Here is a 17,195-nt window from a genome sequence, read left to right on the forward strand (position 1 = left end):
GGAGGGGGGACCGACGCGACACCCCCCGCAGAGGCGGAGCCATGCCCCCACGCAGCGTCCTGATCGCCTTCAGCCTGCCGGCGGCGGTGTTCCTGCTGCTGTTCCTGGTGTTGCCGCTCGGCGTGGTGATCGCCGAGGCCGGCTCGGACGGCGGCGCCGCCTTCGCCCGGGTGTTCGCCGACCCGGTGTTCTGGACGGGTCTGCGGGGCAGCCTGCTGCTCGGCACCACCGCCCCCCTCCTGTCGGTGGCCGTCGGCTTCCTGGTGGCGCTGTGGCTGGCCCGCCTGGGCGCGCGGCTGCGCACGGCGCTGCTGTTCGCGGTGTCGCTGCCGCTCACCTTCTCCGGACTGATCGTCGCCTACGGCTTCATCCTGGTGTTCGGCCGCTCCGGCTTCGTCACCCTGCTGCTGGCCGAACTGGGCGCCGACCCGGCGGTGGTCGGCGGCGTCATCTTCTCGCCGCTCGGCCTCGGCTTCGCCTACTGCTATTACCTGATCCCGCGGGTGGTGCTGGTGGTGCTGCCGGTCGTGCTGAACTTCGACCGCACCCAGCTCGCCGCCGCGCAGTCGCTGGGCGCCAGCAGCCGGCGCGCCCACTGGGACGTGCTGGTGCCCCAGGTGGCGCCCAGCCTGCTCGCCGCCTTCTGCCTGTGCTCGGCGGTCGCCATCGGCGCCTACGGCACGGCGCTCGCCCTGGTGGGCACCCAGGTCAACATCCTGCCGCTGGTGCTCTACAGCAAGATCTCCGAGACCGGCTCCGACTTCCCGGCGGCGGCCGCCGCCTCGGTGGTGCTGATGGCGGTGTGCTGCGTGGTGATGGCGCTGGCCGAGCTGTTCGCCGGCCGGCGCCGCCTCACGCGCGGTAGCGCTCGGCGTCCGCCGCCTTGAACGCCACCCCCAGGCCGGGCCGCGAGCGGTCCGGGGAGAGGCGGCCGTCGACGGGCCGGACGACGCCGTCGAACAGCAGGTGCTCGATCCGGGCGTGGTCGTGGAAATACTCGATGTTGACGATGTTGCGGCAGGCGGCGCCGGCCTGGGCGTGGATCAGCGGCGCCGTGTGGGCCGACACCGGGACGCCGGCCGCCTCGGCCTGCGCCGCCGCCGCCAGGAAGCCGGTGATGCCGCCGCAGCGGGTGGCGTCGACCTGCAGCACGTCGACCGCCGGCCCCTCCAGCAGGCGGCGGAAATAGACGGGGTCGTAGCCGTACTCGCCGGCGGCGATCCGCACGCCGGCCGGGCCGCGCTCGCGCAGCAGGCGCAGGCCCGCGAGGTCGTCGGAGGACACCGGCTCCTCGAACCAGCTCACGCCGAAACGGGCGTAGCGCTCGGCGCGGGCCAGCGCCGTCTTGGCGTCGTGGGCGCCGTTGGCGTCGACGAACAGCTCCACCGCCGGGCCGATGGCGTCGCGGGCGACCCGCACCCGCTGGTCGTCGCGCGCCGGGTCCCGGCCCACCTTCATCTTCACCGCCGGCAGCCCGTCGGCGGCCCAGCCGCCGAGCTGGCGCGCCAGCCGGCCGTCGTCGTAGGAGGTGAAGCCGCCGCTGCCGTAGACCGCCGTGCCGTCCCGCGCCCGCCCCGCCAAGTCGCACACCGCGCAGCCCAGCAGCTTGCCCCTGAGGTCCCACAGCGCCACGTCGAGCGCCGAGATCGCCATCGACGCGATGCCCGGCCGGCCGAGGTTGCGCACGGCGCGCGCCAGGGCAACGTGCACGGCGTTGCCGGCCAGCGCGTCCTGGTCGCGCACCACGTCGGCCAGCGTCGTCTCGATCAGCGTCGCCGTGGCGCGGTCGGCGTAGCCGAAGCCGATGCCCTCCTGCCCGCCCGCCTCCATACGCACCAGCACCAGGGTCGTGGCGTCCCAGTCCAGGGTGCCGTCGGCCTCCGGGGCGTCGGTGGGGACGGTGTAGGCGGCGACCGCGACGGATCGGATCGGAACGGGCATCGCGGCCTCCATGGCGCGAGCGGGAAGGCGGCCCGGCTCGGCGGAGCCGGCGGCGTCTGACCAATGCCAACCGGCGCGCCGGCCCGGCGGTTCCGGCCCCGGCCCGGCCATACCGCCGCCGGGAGCCCGAAATCATCGGGCGGCGAGCCTGTTTCCCGTTCAGCCCTGAGCACGGATCCGGAACCGCATCGGAGGACGAGAACGATGAGCAAGACGGTCAGCGATTTCTTCTGGGAGCGCCTGTCGGCGTGGGGTGTGCGCCGGGTCTTCGGCTATCCCGGGGACGGCATCAACGGGCTGATCGGCGCGCTCGACCGGGCGGGCGACCGCTTCGACTTCGTCCAGGCCCGCCACGAGGAGCTGGCCGCCTTCATGGCCTGCGCCCACGCCAAGTTCACCGGCGAGGTCGGCGTCTGCCTGTCGACCTCGGGCCCCGGCGCCATCCACCTGCTGAACGGCCTCTACGACGCCCGCCTCGACCACCAGCCGGTGGTCGCCATCGTCGGCCAGCAGGCGCGCTCGGCGATGGGTGGCCACTACCAGCAGGAGGTCGACCTGATCTCGCTGTTCAAGGACGTGGCCGGCGACTACGTGCACATGGCGACCTCGCCGGCCCAGGTGCGCCATCTGGTCGACCGGGCGGTGCGCATCGCCAAGGCGCAGCGCACCGTCACCTGCATCATCCTGCCCAAGGACGTCCAGGAGATGGACGCGGTCGAGGTGCCGCCGCACGCCCACGGCACCGTCCACACCGGCATCGGCCACGCCGCGTCGGCCGGGCTGCCGGAGCCGGCCGACCTGGAGAAGGCGGCGGAGATCCTCAATTCCGGCAAGAAGGTCGCCATCCTCGCCGGCGCCGGCGCGCTGCACGCCACCGACGAGGTGATCGAGGTGGCCGAACGGCTCGGCGCCGGCGTCGCCAAGGCGCTGCTCGGCAAGGCGGCGCTGCCCGACGACCTGCCCTTCGTCACCGGCTCGATCGGCCTGCTGGGCACGCGGCCGAGCTACGACATGATGATGGGCTGCGACACCCTGCTGATGATCGGCTCCAGCTTCCCCTACTCGGAGTTCCTGCCCAAGGAGGGGCAGGCGCGCGGCGTGCAGATCGACATCGACCCGCGCATGGTGAGCCTGCGCTACCCCATGGACGTCAACCTGATCGGCGACAGCGCCAAGACGCTGCGGGCGCTGATCCCGCTGCTCAAGCCCAAGCAGGACCGCTCCTGGCGCCAGGGGATCGAGAAGGGCGTCGCCGAGTGGTGGACGGTCCTCGAGCGCCGGGCGATGAACGACGCCGAGCCGCTCAACCCGCAGCGCGTGTTCTGGGAGCTGTCGCCCCGCCTGCCCGAGCGCTGCATCCTCACCAGCGACAGCGGCTCCGCCGCCAACTGGTACGCCCGCGACCTGAAGATCCGCCGCGGCATGATGGCCTCCCTGTCGGGCGGGCTGGCGACCATGGGGCCGGGCGTGCCCTACGCCATCGCCGCCAAGATCGCCCACCCCGACCGGCCGGTCATCGCCCTGGTCGGCGACGGCGCCATGCAGATGAACGGCATGAACGGCCTGATCACGGTGGCGAAGCACTGGCGGGAGTGGGCGGACCCCCGCTTCATCGTGCTGGTCCTCAACAACCGCGACCTCAACCAGGTGACCTGGGAGATGCGCGCCCAGACCGGCACACCGAAGTGGGAGGGCTCGCAGAACGTGCCCGACGTGCCCTATTCGCGCTACGCCGAGATGCTGGGCTTCAAGGGCATCTTCGTCGACAAGCCGGAAATGGTGGCGCGCGCCTGGGACGAGGCGCTGGCCGCCGACCGGCCGGTGCTGCTGGAGGCCTACACCGACCCCAACGTGCCGCCCCTGCCGCCGCACATCTCGCTGAAGAACGCCGCGGCGATGATGAAGACGCTGTGGGAGGGCGACCCCGACACCTTCGACATGCTGAAGGACACGGCGAAGGACCTGGTCGAGGAGTTCCTGCCGGGCGGCGGCAAGGACAAGGGCAAGGGCAAAGGCAAGCCCGGGTCGTGACGAACGGGGCGCCTGTTGCCGGACGCCCGTCTCAAACGTCAGGAGCGTCCTGGGCGGTCGGCGTGTGCAGCGGTGCGGCTCTCACGGGGTGCCGCCATGACGCCCCAACAGCCGCACGCCGTCCGCCTCGCCACCGTGGACCGGACGGTGCCCGCCGCCCCCCGTCAGGTCAGCGGAGGGCGGCGATCACCGCCTCCGCCAGCGCCGCCGACGAGGCCGGGTTCTGGCCGGTCAGCAGGTTGCCGTCGCGCACGATGTACGAGCCCCAGTTCGGCCCCTTCTCGTAGACCGCGCCACGCTTGCGCAGGCGGTCGGCGAGCAGCCAAGGGGCGTTCTCGGCCGTGCCGAACTCGATCTCCTCCTCGTCGCTGAAGGCCGTCAACCTCCGTCCCGCGAAGGGCCAACGGCCGTCGTCCTCGCCCGCAGCCAGAAACGCAGCCGGTCCATGGCAGACCGAGGCGATCAGCTTCGATGCGCGATTGACCCGAACCAGAAGACGGCCCATGTCCGGGTCCTTGTGGAGATCCTCGACCGGCCCATGGCCGCCCGGAATGACCAGGGCGTCGAACGCGTCCGCGTCGACCTCCGCCAGGACCCGAGGCCGCTCCAGCCGCGCCGCGTTCCGGGCGAGATAGCCGCGATAGTGATCGGCCGCCTCCTGGCCGGCGATCGCGGGCTCCAGACTGCGGGCGTCGATCGTCGGCGCGACCCCGCCCGGGGTGGCGATGTCCACTTGGAACCCGGCCTTCACGAGGGCTTCGTCGACGACGACGAATTCCTCGGCCCAGACGCCGCTCTCGTAGGTCGAGCCGTCGATGCGGGTCCACTTGTCCGCCGCGGACAGGACCATCAGTATGCGTGTCATCGTCGTTCTCCGTCGTGCGTGCTTGGCGTGGAGGGGCGGGATCAGATGTTCTGGCCGCCCGAGACCTCGATGCGCTGGGCGGTGATCCAACGGTTGTCGGGACCGATCAGGCTCGCCACCGCCGGGCCGATGTCGTCGGGCACCCCGACGCGGCCGAGGGCGATCATCGCGGCGAAGGCCTCGTTGTAGGCCGGGGTGTCGCGCACCGCCCCGCCGAGGAAGTCGGTCTCGATGGCCCCGGGCGCGATCGTGTTGGCGGTGATGCCGCGGGCGCCGAGTTCCTTGGCCAGATAGAGGGTGAGGATCTCGACGGCGCCCTTGGCCGCCGAATAGGCCGAGAAACCAGGATAGGACACCCGAGTCAGGCCGGAGGAGAAGTTCACGATCCGGCCGCCGTCCGCCAGCAGCGGCAGCAGGGCCTGGGTCAGGAAGAACACACCCTTCACATGGACGTTGAAGATCATGTCGAACTGCGCCTCGGTGGTTTCGGCGAAGCCGACCATCTCCCCGTGGCCCGCGTTGTTGACCAGGTGGTCGAAGCGGTCGCAGCCCCAGCCTTCCAAGGTGGAGCGCACACGCTCGACGAAGGCGGGGAAGCCGGAGGTGGCGGCGGTGTCGAGCTGCAGCGCGGCTGCCCGGCGCCCGAGCGCCTGGATCTCCGACACCGCGGCCTGCGCCTCCGCGGCCTGGCTGCGGTAGGTCAGGATCACGTCGCCGCCGCGGCGGGCGATGCTGAGGGCGGTGTTGCGGCCGAGGCCGCGGCTGCCGCCGGTCACGATCGAGATGGTGGTCATTGCACATTCCTGTTGCTGAAGGTGGAGGCCAGCCGCCGTCGTCCGGCGGCGAAGAGTCATCGAGAGCCCGTCCCGACGCCGTCTGCGCGTTCACGGTGAAGGCGGAGCAGCGCACCGCCGCAGGCGCTCTCGAAGAAGAAGGTCGCGGTGGCGCCCAGCAGGGCCAGCAGAGCGGCGGTTCCGCAGGCCGCCATGGTCAGGGCCACGCCCTCGGCGGGCAGGCCCCGGACCTGCACGAGCACAGCGCCCACCAGGCCGACCAAGGTGGCGGCGGCGAACAGGGCCACCGCGGTGTTGAGGAAGGCCAGCCCGCGGAGCTGCAGTCGGACGCGCCGGCCGGCGAGGGCGACCGCCGCCTCGGGGGCGACGTACTGCCGCGAGATGCGGTCGTCGTGGGCGACGACCGAAGCGCGGAACTCGCGCCACTGGGTGATGGCAAGGTTGTACCGGGTGGTGGCGCCGTTCTGCAGTATGGCGCAGGCGTTCGTCAGGATCGCCGGGCCAGCGATGAACGACAGCGAGGCGAAGGGATCTTCGAGCATCGTGGAGGTCCAGGGCCGGAGAAGGGCCGGGCGGGACCGCGCCGATCGGCGGGCCGTCGCGGGGGGCTATCGCAGGGGGCTATCGCAGGCTGACGTGCTTGGTCCGCTGGTACGGCGCGAGGATCTCGACGCCGCCTTCGGTGTCGATGCCGCTTTCCTTCCAGCCGCCCAGCGCCGCTTCGGGATGGTGGGTGACGGGTCCGTTCATCCCCACCACGCCGTAATCCAGCGCGTCGGCCAAGCGCCGCCGGCGGTCGGAATCGTGGGTGACGACATAGGACGCAAGGCCGAATTCGAGGCCGTTGGCGCGTTCCAGCATGGCCGTCTCGTCGGTGAACGGCAGGATGGGCGCGACGGGGCCGAAAGGTTCCTCGTGCAGGATCGCGGCGTCCTCGGGCACGCCGGTGAGCACCGTCGGTGCGTAGAAGAACCCGCGTTCACCGATGCGCGCGCCGCCCGCGAGGACGACGGCGCCGCGCGAGCGCGCGTCGGCGACGAGGCCATCGACGGCCGACAGGCGGCGGGCGTTGGCGAGCGGGCCCATCGCGCTGGCCGGGTCGGTCCCCGGGCCGACCCTGAGGGCTTTGGCGCGTTCGGCGAAGCGGGCGGCGAAACGCTCGAGGATCGGCGCCTCGACGAAGAATCGTGAGGGGCTGAGGCAGATCTGGCCGGCGTTGCTGAACTTGGCGCGCGCCAGCATCTCGGCGGCCCACTCCGGATCGACGTCGCGGCAGACGATCGCCGGCGCGTGGCCCCCCAGCTCCATGGTGACCGGCTTGACCACGGCCCCCGCCGCGGCGGCCAGGCGCTTGCCGACCGGGATCGAGCCGGTGAAGGTGATCTTGGCCACCTCGCGCGCCGTCACCAGGCGGTCCGAGATCCGGTCGGCGTGGCCGAAGAGGACGGCGAGCGCCGCCGGCGTGACCCCCGCCTCCAACAGCGCGCGGGCCATCACGAGCACGGACCCGGGGGTCTCCTGGGGCGGCTTGCAGATGATCGCGCAGCCGGCTCCCAGGGCGCCTGCGAGCTTCTTTGCGGCAAGCGCCATGGGGAAGTTCCACGGCGAGAACGCCGCGACCACGCCGATGGGGTGGGTCTGAATCTCGGTGCGCGTGCCGGAGGCGCGGCCGGGCAGCACGCGGTCGCAGATGCGACGGGCCTGTTCGCCACCCCACTCGAGGAAGTCGGCCGAGCGCTCGACCTCCGCCCGAGCTTCCGCCAGGGGCTTGCCCTGTTCCCGGGTGATGGTCAGCGCCGCGGACTCGAGGTCGGTGCGCAGGATGTCGGCCGCCCGTTTCAGGATCCGCCCGCGCTCCCACGGCGGTGTGGCCGACCACTGGCGCAGACCGCGCGCCGCCGCGGCGACCGCCTCGGTCACGTCCTCGTCCGAAGCATAGGCGACCTCGCCGATCACCTCTCCGGTCGCAGGGTCGACGACGGCCCCCGCTTCGCCGGGTGAACCGGCGCGCTCGGCGCCATCGATCAGCAGGTGGAACTCATGGGTCATGCGACGGCTCCCGGCGCCGGAACGGGCGCCTTCAATCCCGACCCGCCAGGGCCGGACGTCGGTTGCGGAAAATGGGCTCGAAGCGCCGCCGGAAAGGGTGGCCCGCCACTCGCCCGTCATGCCGCCCGTCATGCCCAGGCAGCAGAGACCACGCGTCTGCATCACCTGGATAGCCGTCGACTTGCCGTGTGGAAACGACTTCGTATATGTATCGTCCATACCTCACAGGCATGGCGTTGGGATGGAGCTCCGTCACCTCAGGTACTTCGTCGCCGTGGCCGAGGAGGGCAGCCTCACGGTGGCCGCCGAACGGCGTCTGCACACCGCACAACCGTCGCTGAGCCGCCAGATGCGCGACCTGGAGCTGGAGGTCGGCGCCCAACTCTTCGTGCGGAGCTCCCGCGGCGTCGAGCTCACGCCGGCTGGACGCGCCTTCCTGGAGCATGCCCGGCTGGCTTTGCAGGAAGCGGCCGAGGCGGTAGCCGCGGCGCGGCGGACCGTCCGGCCGCCCAAGCGCAGCTTCTCGGTGGGGTTCCTGACCGGCCAGGAGGTCGAGTGGCTGCCGCACGTCACCCACGTGCTCCGCGGCCAGCTGAAGGACATCGACTTCCGGGTGTCGAGCGACTTCTCGCCCGACATCGGCGAGGCCATCCAGCGGGGCGACATCGACCTCGGCTTCTGCCGGCTCGAGCCGCAGCCGGACGTCACCTACAAGGTCATCGCGCACGAGCCGATCCTGGTCATCCTGCCGAGGGATCATCCCCTGGCCGCCTGCTCAGCGATCGATGTGCGCGACATCGATCCGGCGTCCTTCATCGGCTACGACGACACCCCGCATGTGCTGCGCGGCGTCGTGGACCGCTATCTGCGGGACCGCGGTGTCGTGGTGTCGCCGACCCACGTCCTCGACGGCATCGCCACGGGGATCTCGCTCGTGGCGTCCACCGGCGGGGTCACGCTGCTGCCCGAGTACGTCGAGACCCTGCTGCCGCGCTCGCTGGTGAGCCGGCCGCTCACCGGCAACGCGCCGGTGATCGAGATCGCTGCGGGTTATCGGGCGGACAATCCCTCGCCCATCCTGCAGATCTTCCTGGAGAACATCGACCAGCTCATCGCCTCAAGAGCGAACGTTGCCGACCGACCGGCCCGGGAGAGGGGAAAATTCCGGGACGTGCCGTAGGAGCCGGATCCAAATGCGATGACCGTACCCGGCGTCCGGCCGTTCGTCGGCATCGTCAGCGCCCTCGAACGATCGGGTCGGCGGAGGCCGGTGGCGACAGGAGAGACAGCCCTTCGCCGCCGGAACGCCGCGGGCCTTGCCCCGCCAAGCGGCGTCTCGGACAGGCTCCCCCTGGAAGAGCAGGCGTCGCTATGCCGCGACGCTCAGCCCGTCGCGCACCATGTCCGGCACCCGCCACACGCAGGCCAGGGCGTGGCGCAGCCGCCGGACGGTGGCGCGGTCGAGACGGCGGACGTCGACGCGCGACGACGGCTCGATGCCCGCCGCCCGGTCGGCGAGCTGCTGGTCGAGCAGCAGGCCCAGGCAGAGCGCGTGCAGGTCGGCCAGCGCGGCGGCGTCGGCCTCGTTGAGGTGCCCGGCGCCGGCCAGCGCCGCCAGGCGGGCCCGGGTTCCGGTCACCGGCAGCCCGTGCCGCAGCGCCAGCACGCGCGCCGCCGCCACCGCCGGCCACAGCCCGCCGAGCTTGAGGTCGACGCGGTCCTCCACCGTGCGCAGGCGGCCCAGGACATCGGTCGGCGGACGGGCGGTCTGCAGTTGCTCGCCGAGCGCCTTGAGGAACGCCGTGCTGCGCGCCGCCAGCTCCAGCGCCCGGGCGCGCAGCTCCTCGGCCAGCGCCGGCTCGCCGGCGACCGCGTGGAGGTCGAAGAAGACGTCCACCTGCAGCAGGTCCTCCGGCCGGGCCGCCGCCACCCAGCGCTCCACCGCGGACACCCAGCCCGCCCGGTCGTGGCGCCACGCCGCGTTGGACGCCATCACGCCGCCCCGGCACAACGGCACGCCGGCGGCGTCCAGCAGTTCGGACGCCCGCCGTCCCAGCGCCGCGAACCACGGGTCGGCGTCGGCCGTCCCGGCGTGCACCAGCGCCGTGTCCTGATCGGCCGCCAAGAGCGCCTCGCCGCGCCCGGCCGAGCCCAGCACCATCAGGCACCACGGGGCCGGCGCCGGACCGGCCGGCCCGGCGGCCAGCTCGGCGGCCGCCAGCTCCGCGGCGCGTCCGGCGAGGTCGCGCAGCACTTCCGACAGGACGGCCGCCACGTCCGGCGCCGCCAGCCCCTCGGCCAGCAGGCTGCGGGCGAGCGCCGGCAGGGCGGCGCGCACCGCCCCCATCGCGGCGGCGTCGAGCGCCGCCGCCGCCTGGTCGCCCAGGGCCAGCGCCCGCCCCGCCCGCTGGCGCAGGAGCGAGCGCGCGGTGACGATGCCGCACACCCGGCCGGCGCCGTCGGTCACCGCCAGGTGACGGATGTCGAGCCGGTCGAGCCGGCCCAGCGCCACGTAGACGAAGCAGTCGGCCGGCACCGCCTCGACCGGCGCGCTCATCGCCGCGGCCAGGGGCAGCGACAGGGCGGCGGCGCCGTGGTGGACGAGCGCCCGCAGCACGTCGCGTTCGGTGACGATGCCGGCGACGCCGGCCGGCCCGTCCCCCTCCACCAGCAGCGAACTGATCCCCCGGCGCTCCATCCGTTCGGCGGCCTCGCCCAGGCTCAGGCCGGGCGGCGCCGTCGCCACCGGCGCCGTCATGACCTCGGCCAGCCGGTGCCGGTAGGGCCAGGTGTCGAGGCGCGACAGCAGGGCGGGATCCATCGCCGACGCCCCGCCTAGGCCCGCCGCCGCGCCGGCGCGGTGCGCAGGAGGTCGGCGGCCACCGCCGCGGCGTCGACCCGCCGCTCCATCGCCTCCCAGGCGGCGACGATCTGGAACCGCACGCCGCCGACGATCGCCTCGCGGTCGTGCCGGCGGTGCGCCGGGTGGATCGGCAGGGTGTCGAGCACCCGGGCGGCCGCCGTGCGCGCCACCTCGCCGGGGTCCGCGGCGCCTTCGAGTCGCACCGCCGCCAGGCGCGCCGGGAACGCCGCGGTCAGGTCGTCCCAGCCGGCCGGCCGGTGGTCCGGCCGGGGATGGGCCTCGAGGATGGCGGCGTACAGCGCCGCCAGGGCGTCGGCGAGATCGCCGCCGCCGCCGTGCTCCGCGAGTCGGGCGTGGGCGAGCACCAGGAGGTCGGCGAGGACGGCCGCGAAGCTCTCCCAGCGGCAGCGGTCCAGCGCGCGTTTGAAGTCCGCCTCGGCGAACAGCCGCTCCCGGTTCAGGCCCGCCTTGACCTCGCAGTAGGGCAGCACCGACTTCTGCGCCGCGAAGGCGGCCTGGGCGTCGAGGAACGCCCGGAAGGCCGGCGCCGACGCGACCGGCGGCGTCCCTTGCCAGAGCGCGCGCAATGCGTCCCACATGTCCTGGTCTCCCCGCTCCCTTGCGCCATCGCCGTGGCGGAACGGCTTCGTCTTACGTCGTCTTGCCTTTTTCAGTTTGCTACAGCAATAATCGGGAAAACAGACATATTCCACCAGTTACCGGCAACGGGTGGACGGAACGCACCGACCAACGGTCGCCCGCAGCACTCCGGCACATTGTGCGGACGGGAGGCCGCGCGTGCGCCCTTCCGTCATCGATTACGTCATCGTCGATCACGTCATTCGATGGGAGGGCGCGCCATGAGCGCAAGGGACGTCACACCGGAAAGGGCCCAGGCGTATTGGAAGGACACATCGGGGCTGATGTGGACCATGCTGGGCCTTTGGTTCGTCTTCAGTTTCGTCATCCACCTCTTCGCCCCGTCGCTCAACGGGATCCGCATCCTGGGCTTTCCGCTCGGCTTCTACATGGCCGCGCAGGGCTCGCTGATCGCCTTCGTCGTGATGCTGTTCTGGTTCGCCCGCCGACAGAACGCCATCGACGAAGAGCACGGCGTGGCCGAAGATTGAGCGCGGAGGCAGCCATGGCTCATCCCAAGGGCGATTTCATCGCCAACCTCGGCAAGATCTACGGATACTACACCGGGGGATTCGCCGGCTTCGTCGTCCTGCTGGCCATCCTGGAGCAGGTCGGCGTCCCGAACCGGATCATCGGCTATCTCTTCCTGTTCCTGACGCTCGGCGTCTACGCGTTCATCGGCATCATCTCGCGCACCGCACAGCTGTCGGAATACTATGTCGCGGGACGGCGCGTGCCGGCGCTCTACAACGGCATGGCGACCGGCTCCGACTGGATGAGCGCCGCCTCCTTCATCGGCATGGCGGGCTCCCTCTACGCGCTCGGCTACGACGGCCTCGCCTTCGTGCTCGGCTGGACCGGCGGCTACGTGCTGGTGGCGATCCTGCTCGCCCCCTATCTGCGCAAGTTCGGCCAGTACACGGTGCCGGACTTCCTGGGTGCCCGCTACGGCGGCAACTTCCCCCGCCTGCTCGGCGTCGTCGTCCTGATCACCGCGTCCTTCGTCTACGTCGTGGCGCAGATCGTCGGCGTCGGCATCATCGCCTCGCGCTTCCTCGGCATCGCCTTCGAGATCGCCGTGTTCGTCGGCCTCGCCGGCATCCTCGTGTGCTCGATGCTGGGCGGCATGCGGGCGGTGACGTGGACCCAGGTGGCGCAGTACATCATCCTGATCATCGCCTACCTCATCCCCGTGGTGCTGCTGTCGGTCGACCGCACGGGCGTGCCGATCCCGCAGCTCATGTACGGCGAGGCGCTGGAGAAGATCCAGGCGCTGGAGCAGCAGCTCGGCATCGCCAAGAGCCACGTCGCCGCCTTCGCCGGCGCCGACGGCCAGTTCTCCTGGAACGCGGCCATCAACTACTTCGCGCTGATCTTCTGCCTGATGGTCGGGACGGCGTCGCTTCCGCACATCCTGATGCGCTACTTCACGACGCCGAGCGTGCGCGAGGCGCGCCAGTCCGTGGCGTGGAGCCTCTTCTTCATCTTCCTGCTCTACTTCACGGCGCCGGCCTACGCGGCCTTCGCCAAGCTCGAGGTCTACCAGAACGTCATCGGCCAGTCGATCGCCAGCCTGCCGCAATGGGTGCAGGCCTGGACGCAGGTCGGCCTCGTCACGGTCAAGGACGTCAACACCGACGGCATCCTGCAGCTCGCCGAGTTCACCATCCATCCCGACGCCATCGTCCTGGCGACGCCGGAGATCGCCGGGCTGCCCTACGTCATCGCCGGCCTCGTCGCCGCCGGCGGCCTGGCCGCCGCCCTGTCCACCGCCGACGGGCTGCTGCTCGCCATCGCCAACGCGCTCAGCCACGACGTCTACTACCGGATGATCGACCCGCGGGCCGACACCAGGCGTCGCCTCGTCACCGCCCGCGTCCTGCTGGTGGTGGTCGCGGCGATCGCCGCCTGGGTCGCCGGCACCATGGGCGCCGACATCCTGTTCCTCGTCGCCTGGGCCTTCTCGATCGCCGCGGCCGGCCTGTTCGCGCCGCTGGTGATGGGCGTCTGGTACAAGCGGACCACCAACGCCGGCGCCTGCGCCGGCATGATCGTCGGCTTCGTCACGACCTTCGGCTACTGCCTGTGGACGGAGTTCGACGGGCCCGGCTTCGCCGCCTTCTGGAACGGCATCCTCGGCACCGGGGCGGCGGACGTGGTGAAGGCCCGCGGCCGCGACGTCGCCCGGCTGTGGGGCATCAACAACATCTCCGGGGGCGTCTTCGGCGTGCCGCTGGCGTTCCTGGTGACCTACGTCGTCAGCCAGTACACCACCCAGCCGACGCAGGCGATGAAGGACTTCATCGACTCCATCCGCGTGCCGCGGGGCGACGTGCGCATGGCGGACCACCAGGCCGTGGTGGACTGAGCGAGCGGCCGATGTCCGGACCGGCGGGGCCCGTTGCCGGGCCCCGCCGCGTCCCGTTCCGTCCCGACCAACGACCGCCGGCCCGATGCAGACCTCCGACTTCTTCCTCGCCCACCTGCCGTTCTGGATCGCCACCTATGCGCTCGCCGTCGTCGGCTGGACCTGCCTCGGCCGCTTCCTGCTCGGCCTCTTCGTTCCGCCGGACTCCCCGCTCTACATCTGGCGGGCGTTCCGCCTGCTGACGGACTGGGCGCTGCGCGCGGCGGCCGCGGTGACCCCGAGGGGCGTCCCCCCCGTGCTGCTCGCGCCGATCGCGGCGCTGTGGGTGTTCGTCGCCCGCGTCGTCCTCTCGGTCGCCATGCTGGCGTCCGGGCTGGCGCCGACCCTCGGCCCGGCGGCGGGGGCCGGCTGAGATGCGGCGGCGCGACCTGACCGTCGTCCTCCTCGCCGTGTGCCTGCTGAACGGGCTCTTCTCGCCCCTCGTCGTGCTGCTGTGGAAGCTGGCGCCGCTGTGGCTCCCCGACGCGCTGATGGGCGTGCCGGGTGTCGTCTTCTACGCCAGCTCGCTGATGCTCTCGACGCTGACCCTCCTCGTCAGCGGCGTTGCGGCCGCGCTCTACGAGCGGGTCAGCGGGGCGTCGGAGACGACGGTCGCCAGCCTGTTGGTCTGGTTGGCCGCCGCGATTGTTCTCACCCTACCGGCGGCCTCGACGCTGATGCGTCTGGCCTGACGGCGGACCGATGGGGACTTGAGGGGAGGACGGACGATGATTTCGTTGCGTGAGCTTGAAGACTGCGCCGATCTCTCGGTGCGCCGCGGCTGCGGATTCGGCGGTCTCGCCATCGCCTGCGTCATGGCCGGCCTGAGCTACCAGCCCCAGATGGCGGCCGAGACGGGGGCGATCCTCACCTCGCTGATGGGAATCATCCTGATCCTGAAGGCGCGGGCCGCCCCCTTCCGCTCCCACAAGACGACCGAGGTGTGGGTGATGCTGGACGAGGGGCGGCGGCCGCCGCCGGCGCAGGCGCAGCGCCTCGTCATGGGAACCCTGAAGGACACCTACCTGCGCTACGCCCGCCTGGCCGGCGTCACCGCCGCCGGCCTGTGGACCGTGAGCCTCGCCATCATGATCGCGTAGGCACGCTCCCCTCACAGCCTGACAGTGATTTGGCCGGAAGGCCGGGATGGTGTGGATCTTGCTCTCGGCAGGTCTGCTCAGATCGGGCCACCGTTCCTGCGGGCCGGCACGGCGGGCAGGATCACCAATTGCCAGATCGGCGTCTCCGCCGCCTTCGTTTCGTCCGAGGGGCACGCCGTCATCGACCGGCGGCTCCACCTGCCCGAGGATTGGACCTCGAACCGGGAGCGCCTCGTCAAGGCCCACGTGCCGGTGGACGTGGGCTTCGCCACCAAGCCGGCCGTCACCGTCGCCCCGGTGCAGCGGGCGAGCGCGAGCGCGGCGCCCTTCGCCTGGGTGGCGGCCGACGCCGTCTGCGGGGTCGGCGCGGTGGCGATGGCGCTGCGCCGGACGGGCAAGGACAAGGGCAAGTCGTGACCGACGGGGACGCCTGGGATCACACCGGGTGCCCCCGGCCATGGCCCGCGGCGGACGGTCGGTCTCGCCGACCGGCGTTTCGGCCCTCGATCCATTCCGCCAGCATGCGCCTGATGACCCGCTCCGCCGAGTCCTCGCGCGTGAAGGCCCACCATGTGTGCGCGCCCTGCCAGAGGCTCGCCATCTGCCAGCCCAGGCGTTTCGCTTCCTCCGGATCCGCCGAGAGACGGCGGCCGAGGGCCTGGGCGAGACGGTAGCCCCAGGCGGCGCCGCGGGTGCGGAGGGTTGGATTGCGGACGTCTTCCCGCAGGAGGAGCAGGCCGTCGGTCGCGTTGCGCTCGGCGGCCTCCGGCGGCATCAGGCGCATCAGCAGGTTTATCGCGCCTTCGGGCGTCGGCGCCTCCTCCGCGTCCGCGGCTGCCGTCTCGGCGTCGAGCCGGTCCCAGGCGCGCAGGAGAATGGCCTGGACCAGCGCCTCGCGGTCGCCGTAGCGCTGCACCAGCGTCGCCGGCGAGAGGCCGCTGGCCTTCGCGGCGCGTGCGAAGGTGAGGCCGGCGGGGCCGGTTTCCAACAGCGTGTCGAGAAGGGTGTCGAGCACCCGCTCGTCAGGGATCGTCTTGCGTCTTGCCATGATGCGTATATAAACGTGTGTTCGTTTATAAATTGGCGGGAGGAGCCGCGATGGCCAGGATCATAGGGTATATCGCCACCAGCCTCGACGGGCTGATCGTCGCCGACGGCAATGATCTCGCTTGGCTGTACAAGTATGACGGCATGGACCTCGGGGAGCACGACCATCGCACCTTCCTCAAGCGCATCCGTACGGTGGTGATGGGGCGCGGCACCTACGATTTCATTGCGGAAGAGCCGTCGCCGTGGGCCTACGGGGAGCAGCGCGTCATCGTCGTCACCTCTCGGCCGGTCGCCCGCCCCAAGGGGCCGATGGAGGTCCGCACCGACGTCGACGCCCTCATCGCCGAGCTTCGCGCGCTCGACGACGGCGACGTCTGGATGCTGGGCGGCGGGCAGCTGCAAATGGCCTTCCTCGAGCGCGGGGCGCTGGACGAGATCGAGATCTACGTGATCCCGGAAATGCTGGGCGGTGGCCGGCCGCTCTTTCCGCCGACCGGCTTTCGCGCCAGCCCGACGCTCGTCAGCGCCCAGGCGATGGACAAGGGCTGCGTGCGGCTGCATTACCGGTTCTGACGGAACACCGGGGCCGGGCTGCGCGCTCCGTTCCGGGATCACGACACGAAAGTGATCATCGTGTACCGCTCGCATCGTCGCCGCGCATCGCGCCGCTCTGATGGCGGTCCGTCCGTAGCCCTCTCGCTTCGGGTTGTTCCGCCGCTCTCGACCCTGGAAAGAAACAAGTCTGCGATCACGCAGAGTTCGCCGTCAGGCCGGCACAGTCGCCGATGCCGTCGCCGTTGGCATCATGGAAGGCGCGGACATGCGTCTGACCGATGACGGCGTCCCTGTGCCAGAACGTCGGCTTGCCGGCGGCGAGGGTCCGTGCGGCGTGCCGTCCCGTGGCTGCGACGCAGTTCCTGCGCCGCCACGCCGACAGGCCACGTCGCCGCGGCTCGCGCACCGCCGGTCCGCGCCACCCTCAGGCGGCGCGGATGCCCGTCAGGAACCGGCGCACCTCGTCCCGCAGGGCCGCCGACTGGTGCGCCAGGTCCTGGGAGGACTGGAGCACCTGCCCGGCCGCGGTCCCCGTCCGCTCCGCCGCCTGGCTGACCTCGACGATGTTGGTGCTCACCGCCTGGGTGCCCGAGGCCGCCCCCTGGACGTTGCGGGCGATTTCGGCGGTCGCCGCGTTCTGTTCCTCGATGGCGGAGGCGATGGAGGCCGCGACGTCGCGAACGGAGACGATGGTGCGCCCGATGCCGTCGATCGCCTTGGCCGCCCCGTCGGTCGCCCCCTGCATCGACGCGATCTGGGCGGCGATGTCCTCGGTCGCCTTGGCGGTCTGGTTGGCCAGGCTCTTGACCTCCGCGGCCACCACCGCGAAGCCCTTGCCGGCCTCGCCGGCGCGCGCCGCCTCGATGGTGGCGTTCAGCGCCAGCAGGTTGGTCTGCGAGGC

18 protein-coding genes and 1 pseudogene are annotated in these 17,195 nt (G+C 71.8%); 10 read left to right on the top strand and 9 right to left on the bottom strand.

What is annotated here, in order from left to right; translation table 11 throughout:
- The first annotated feature begins 41 nt into the window (after positions 1-41).
- On the top strand, positions 42-887 hold the full coding sequence (locus ACSBPG_RS23005; RefSeq protein WP_435539560.1) for an ABC transporter permease: 846 nt from the start codon (positions 42-44) through the stop codon (positions 885-887).
- Here ACSBPG_RS23005 and ACSBPG_RS23010 read toward each other — a convergent pair.
- Positions 853-1,941, bottom strand: coding sequence for an enolase C-terminal domain-like protein (locus ACSBPG_RS23010; RefSeq protein WP_435539561.1), 1,089 nt, complete (start codon positions 1,939-1,941; stop codon positions 853-855). The genes ACSBPG_RS23005 and ACSBPG_RS23010 overlap by 35 nt on opposite strands.
- A gap of 204 nt (positions 1,942-2,145) precedes the next feature.
- Between ACSBPG_RS23010 and ACSBPG_RS23015 the strand changes: the two genes are divergently transcribed.
- Positions 2,146-3,972, top strand: coding sequence for a thiamine pyrophosphate-requiring protein (locus ACSBPG_RS23015; RefSeq protein WP_435539562.1), 1,827 nt, complete (start codon positions 2,146-2,148; stop codon positions 3,970-3,972).
- A gap of 169 nt (positions 3,973-4,141) precedes the next feature.
- Here the strand turns inward: ACSBPG_RS23015 and ACSBPG_RS23020 are convergent, their stop codons facing one another.
- The 4 genes from ACSBPG_RS23020 to ACSBPG_RS23035 all read right to left on the bottom strand — a co-directional run bounded on the left by ACSBPG_RS23020 (position 4,142) and on the right by ACSBPG_RS23035 (position 7,680).
- Positions 4,142-4,837: a type 1 glutamine amidotransferase domain-containing protein gene (locus tag ACSBPG_RS23020; RefSeq protein ID WP_435539563.1), complete on the bottom strand. Its 696-nt coding sequence runs from the start codon at positions 4,835-4,837 to the stop codon at positions 4,142-4,144.
- 41 nt (positions 4,838-4,878) lie between these two features.
- Positions 4,879-5,631 (bottom strand): SDR family NAD(P)-dependent oxidoreductase, encoded by a 753-nt coding sequence (locus ACSBPG_RS23025; RefSeq protein ID WP_435539564.1) that lies wholly within the window; start codon positions 5,629-5,631, stop codon positions 4,879-4,881.
- Between the two features lie 56 nt (positions 5,632-5,687).
- The gene (locus ACSBPG_RS23030) at positions 5,688-6,173 is read right to left on the bottom strand and encodes a hypothetical protein (protein WP_435539565.1); all 486 of its coding nucleotides are present in this window, start codon (positions 6,171-6,173) and stop codon (positions 5,688-5,690) included.
- A gap of 79 nt (positions 6,174-6,252) precedes the next feature.
- Positions 6,253-7,680: an NAD-dependent succinate-semialdehyde dehydrogenase gene (locus ACSBPG_RS23035; protein ID WP_435539566.1), complete on the bottom strand. Its 1,428-nt coding sequence runs from the start codon at positions 7,678-7,680 to the stop codon at positions 6,253-6,255.
- Between the two features lie 241 nt (positions 7,681-7,921).
- Between ACSBPG_RS23035 and ACSBPG_RS23040 the strand changes: the two genes are divergently transcribed.
- Positions 7,922-8,860 carry a LysR substrate-binding domain-containing protein gene (locus ACSBPG_RS23040; RefSeq protein WP_435539567.1) on the top strand — a complete coding sequence of 313 codons (939 nt, stop codon included), beginning with the start codon at positions 7,922-7,924 and terminating at the stop codon, positions 8,858-8,860.
- 189 nt (positions 8,861-9,049) lie between these two features.
- Here the strand turns inward: ACSBPG_RS23040 and ACSBPG_RS23045 are convergent, their stop codons facing one another.
- On the bottom strand, positions 9,050-10,501 hold the full coding sequence (locus tag ACSBPG_RS23045) for a DUF294 nucleotidyltransferase-like domain-containing protein (RefSeq protein ID WP_435539568.1): 1,452 nt from the start codon (positions 10,499-10,501) through the stop codon (positions 9,050-9,052).
- A gap of 14 nt (positions 10,502-10,515) precedes the next feature.
- Positions 10,516-11,142: a hypothetical protein gene (locus tag ACSBPG_RS23050; protein ID WP_435539569.1), complete on the bottom strand. Its 627-nt coding sequence runs from the start codon at positions 11,140-11,142 to the stop codon at positions 10,516-10,518.
- Between the two features lie 261 nt (positions 11,143-11,403).
- Here ACSBPG_RS23050 and ACSBPG_RS23055 point away from each other — a divergent pair, with 261 nt between their 5' ends.
- From ACSBPG_RS23055 to ACSBPG_RS23080, 6 genes and pseudogenes are all read left to right on the top strand, one after another.
- Positions 11,404-11,673 (top strand): DUF4212 domain-containing protein, encoded by a 270-nt coding sequence (locus ACSBPG_RS23055; protein ID WP_435539570.1) that lies wholly within the window; start codon positions 11,404-11,406, stop codon positions 11,671-11,673.
- Between the two features lie 14 nt (positions 11,674-11,687).
- The gene (locus ACSBPG_RS23060; protein ID WP_435539571.1) at positions 11,688-13,550 is read left to right on the top strand and encodes a sodium:solute symporter family protein; all 1,863 of its coding nucleotides are present in this window, start codon (positions 11,688-11,690) and stop codon (positions 13,548-13,550) included.
- An 85-nt stretch (positions 13,551-13,635) separates the two neighbouring features.
- Positions 13,636-13,962, top strand: a complete 327-nt coding sequence (locus ACSBPG_RS23065; RefSeq protein ID WP_435539572.1) for a YggT family protein — start codon at positions 13,636-13,638, stop codon at positions 13,960-13,962.
- A 1-nt stretch (position 13,963) separates the two neighbouring features.
- Positions 13,964-14,281 (top strand): hypothetical protein, encoded by a 318-nt coding sequence (locus ACSBPG_RS23070; RefSeq protein WP_435539573.1) that lies wholly within the window; start codon positions 13,964-13,966, stop codon positions 14,279-14,281.
- Positions 14,282-14,317: 36 nt separating this feature from the next.
- On the top strand, positions 14,318-14,689 hold the full coding sequence (locus ACSBPG_RS23075; protein WP_435539574.1) for a hypothetical protein: 372 nt from the start codon (positions 14,318-14,320) through the stop codon (positions 14,687-14,689).
- Between the two features lie 105 nt (positions 14,690-14,794).
- Positions 14,795-15,085 (top strand): annotated as a pseudogene (locus ACSBPG_RS23080) (transposase); the annotation flags it as partial.
- Between the two features lie 40 nt (positions 15,086-15,125).
- Here the strand turns inward: ACSBPG_RS23080 and ACSBPG_RS23085 are convergent.
- Entirely contained in the window at positions 15,126-15,737 is a 612-nt protein-coding gene (locus ACSBPG_RS23085; protein ID WP_435539575.1) for a TetR/AcrR family transcriptional regulator, read from the bottom strand.
- A 50-nt stretch (positions 15,738-15,787) separates the two neighbouring features.
- On the opposite strand from ACSBPG_RS23085, the gene ACSBPG_RS23090 reads away from it, so the two are divergent.
- On the top strand, positions 15,788-16,312 hold the full coding sequence (locus ACSBPG_RS23090; RefSeq protein ID WP_435539576.1) for a dihydrofolate reductase family protein: 525 nt from the start codon (positions 15,788-15,790) through the stop codon (positions 16,310-16,312).
- A 406-nt stretch (positions 16,313-16,718) separates the two neighbouring features.
- On the opposite strand, the gene ACSBPG_RS23095 is transcribed toward ACSBPG_RS23090, so the two are convergent.
- On the bottom strand, positions 16,719-17,195 hold a 477-nt coding region (locus ACSBPG_RS23095; RefSeq protein ID WP_435539577.1), incomplete at its 5' end, for a methyl-accepting chemotaxis protein.

Source organism: Azospirillum sp. ST 5-10, assembly GCF_051225715.1.
GTDB lineage: Bacteria > Pseudomonadota > Alphaproteobacteria > Azospirillales > Azospirillaceae > Azospirillum.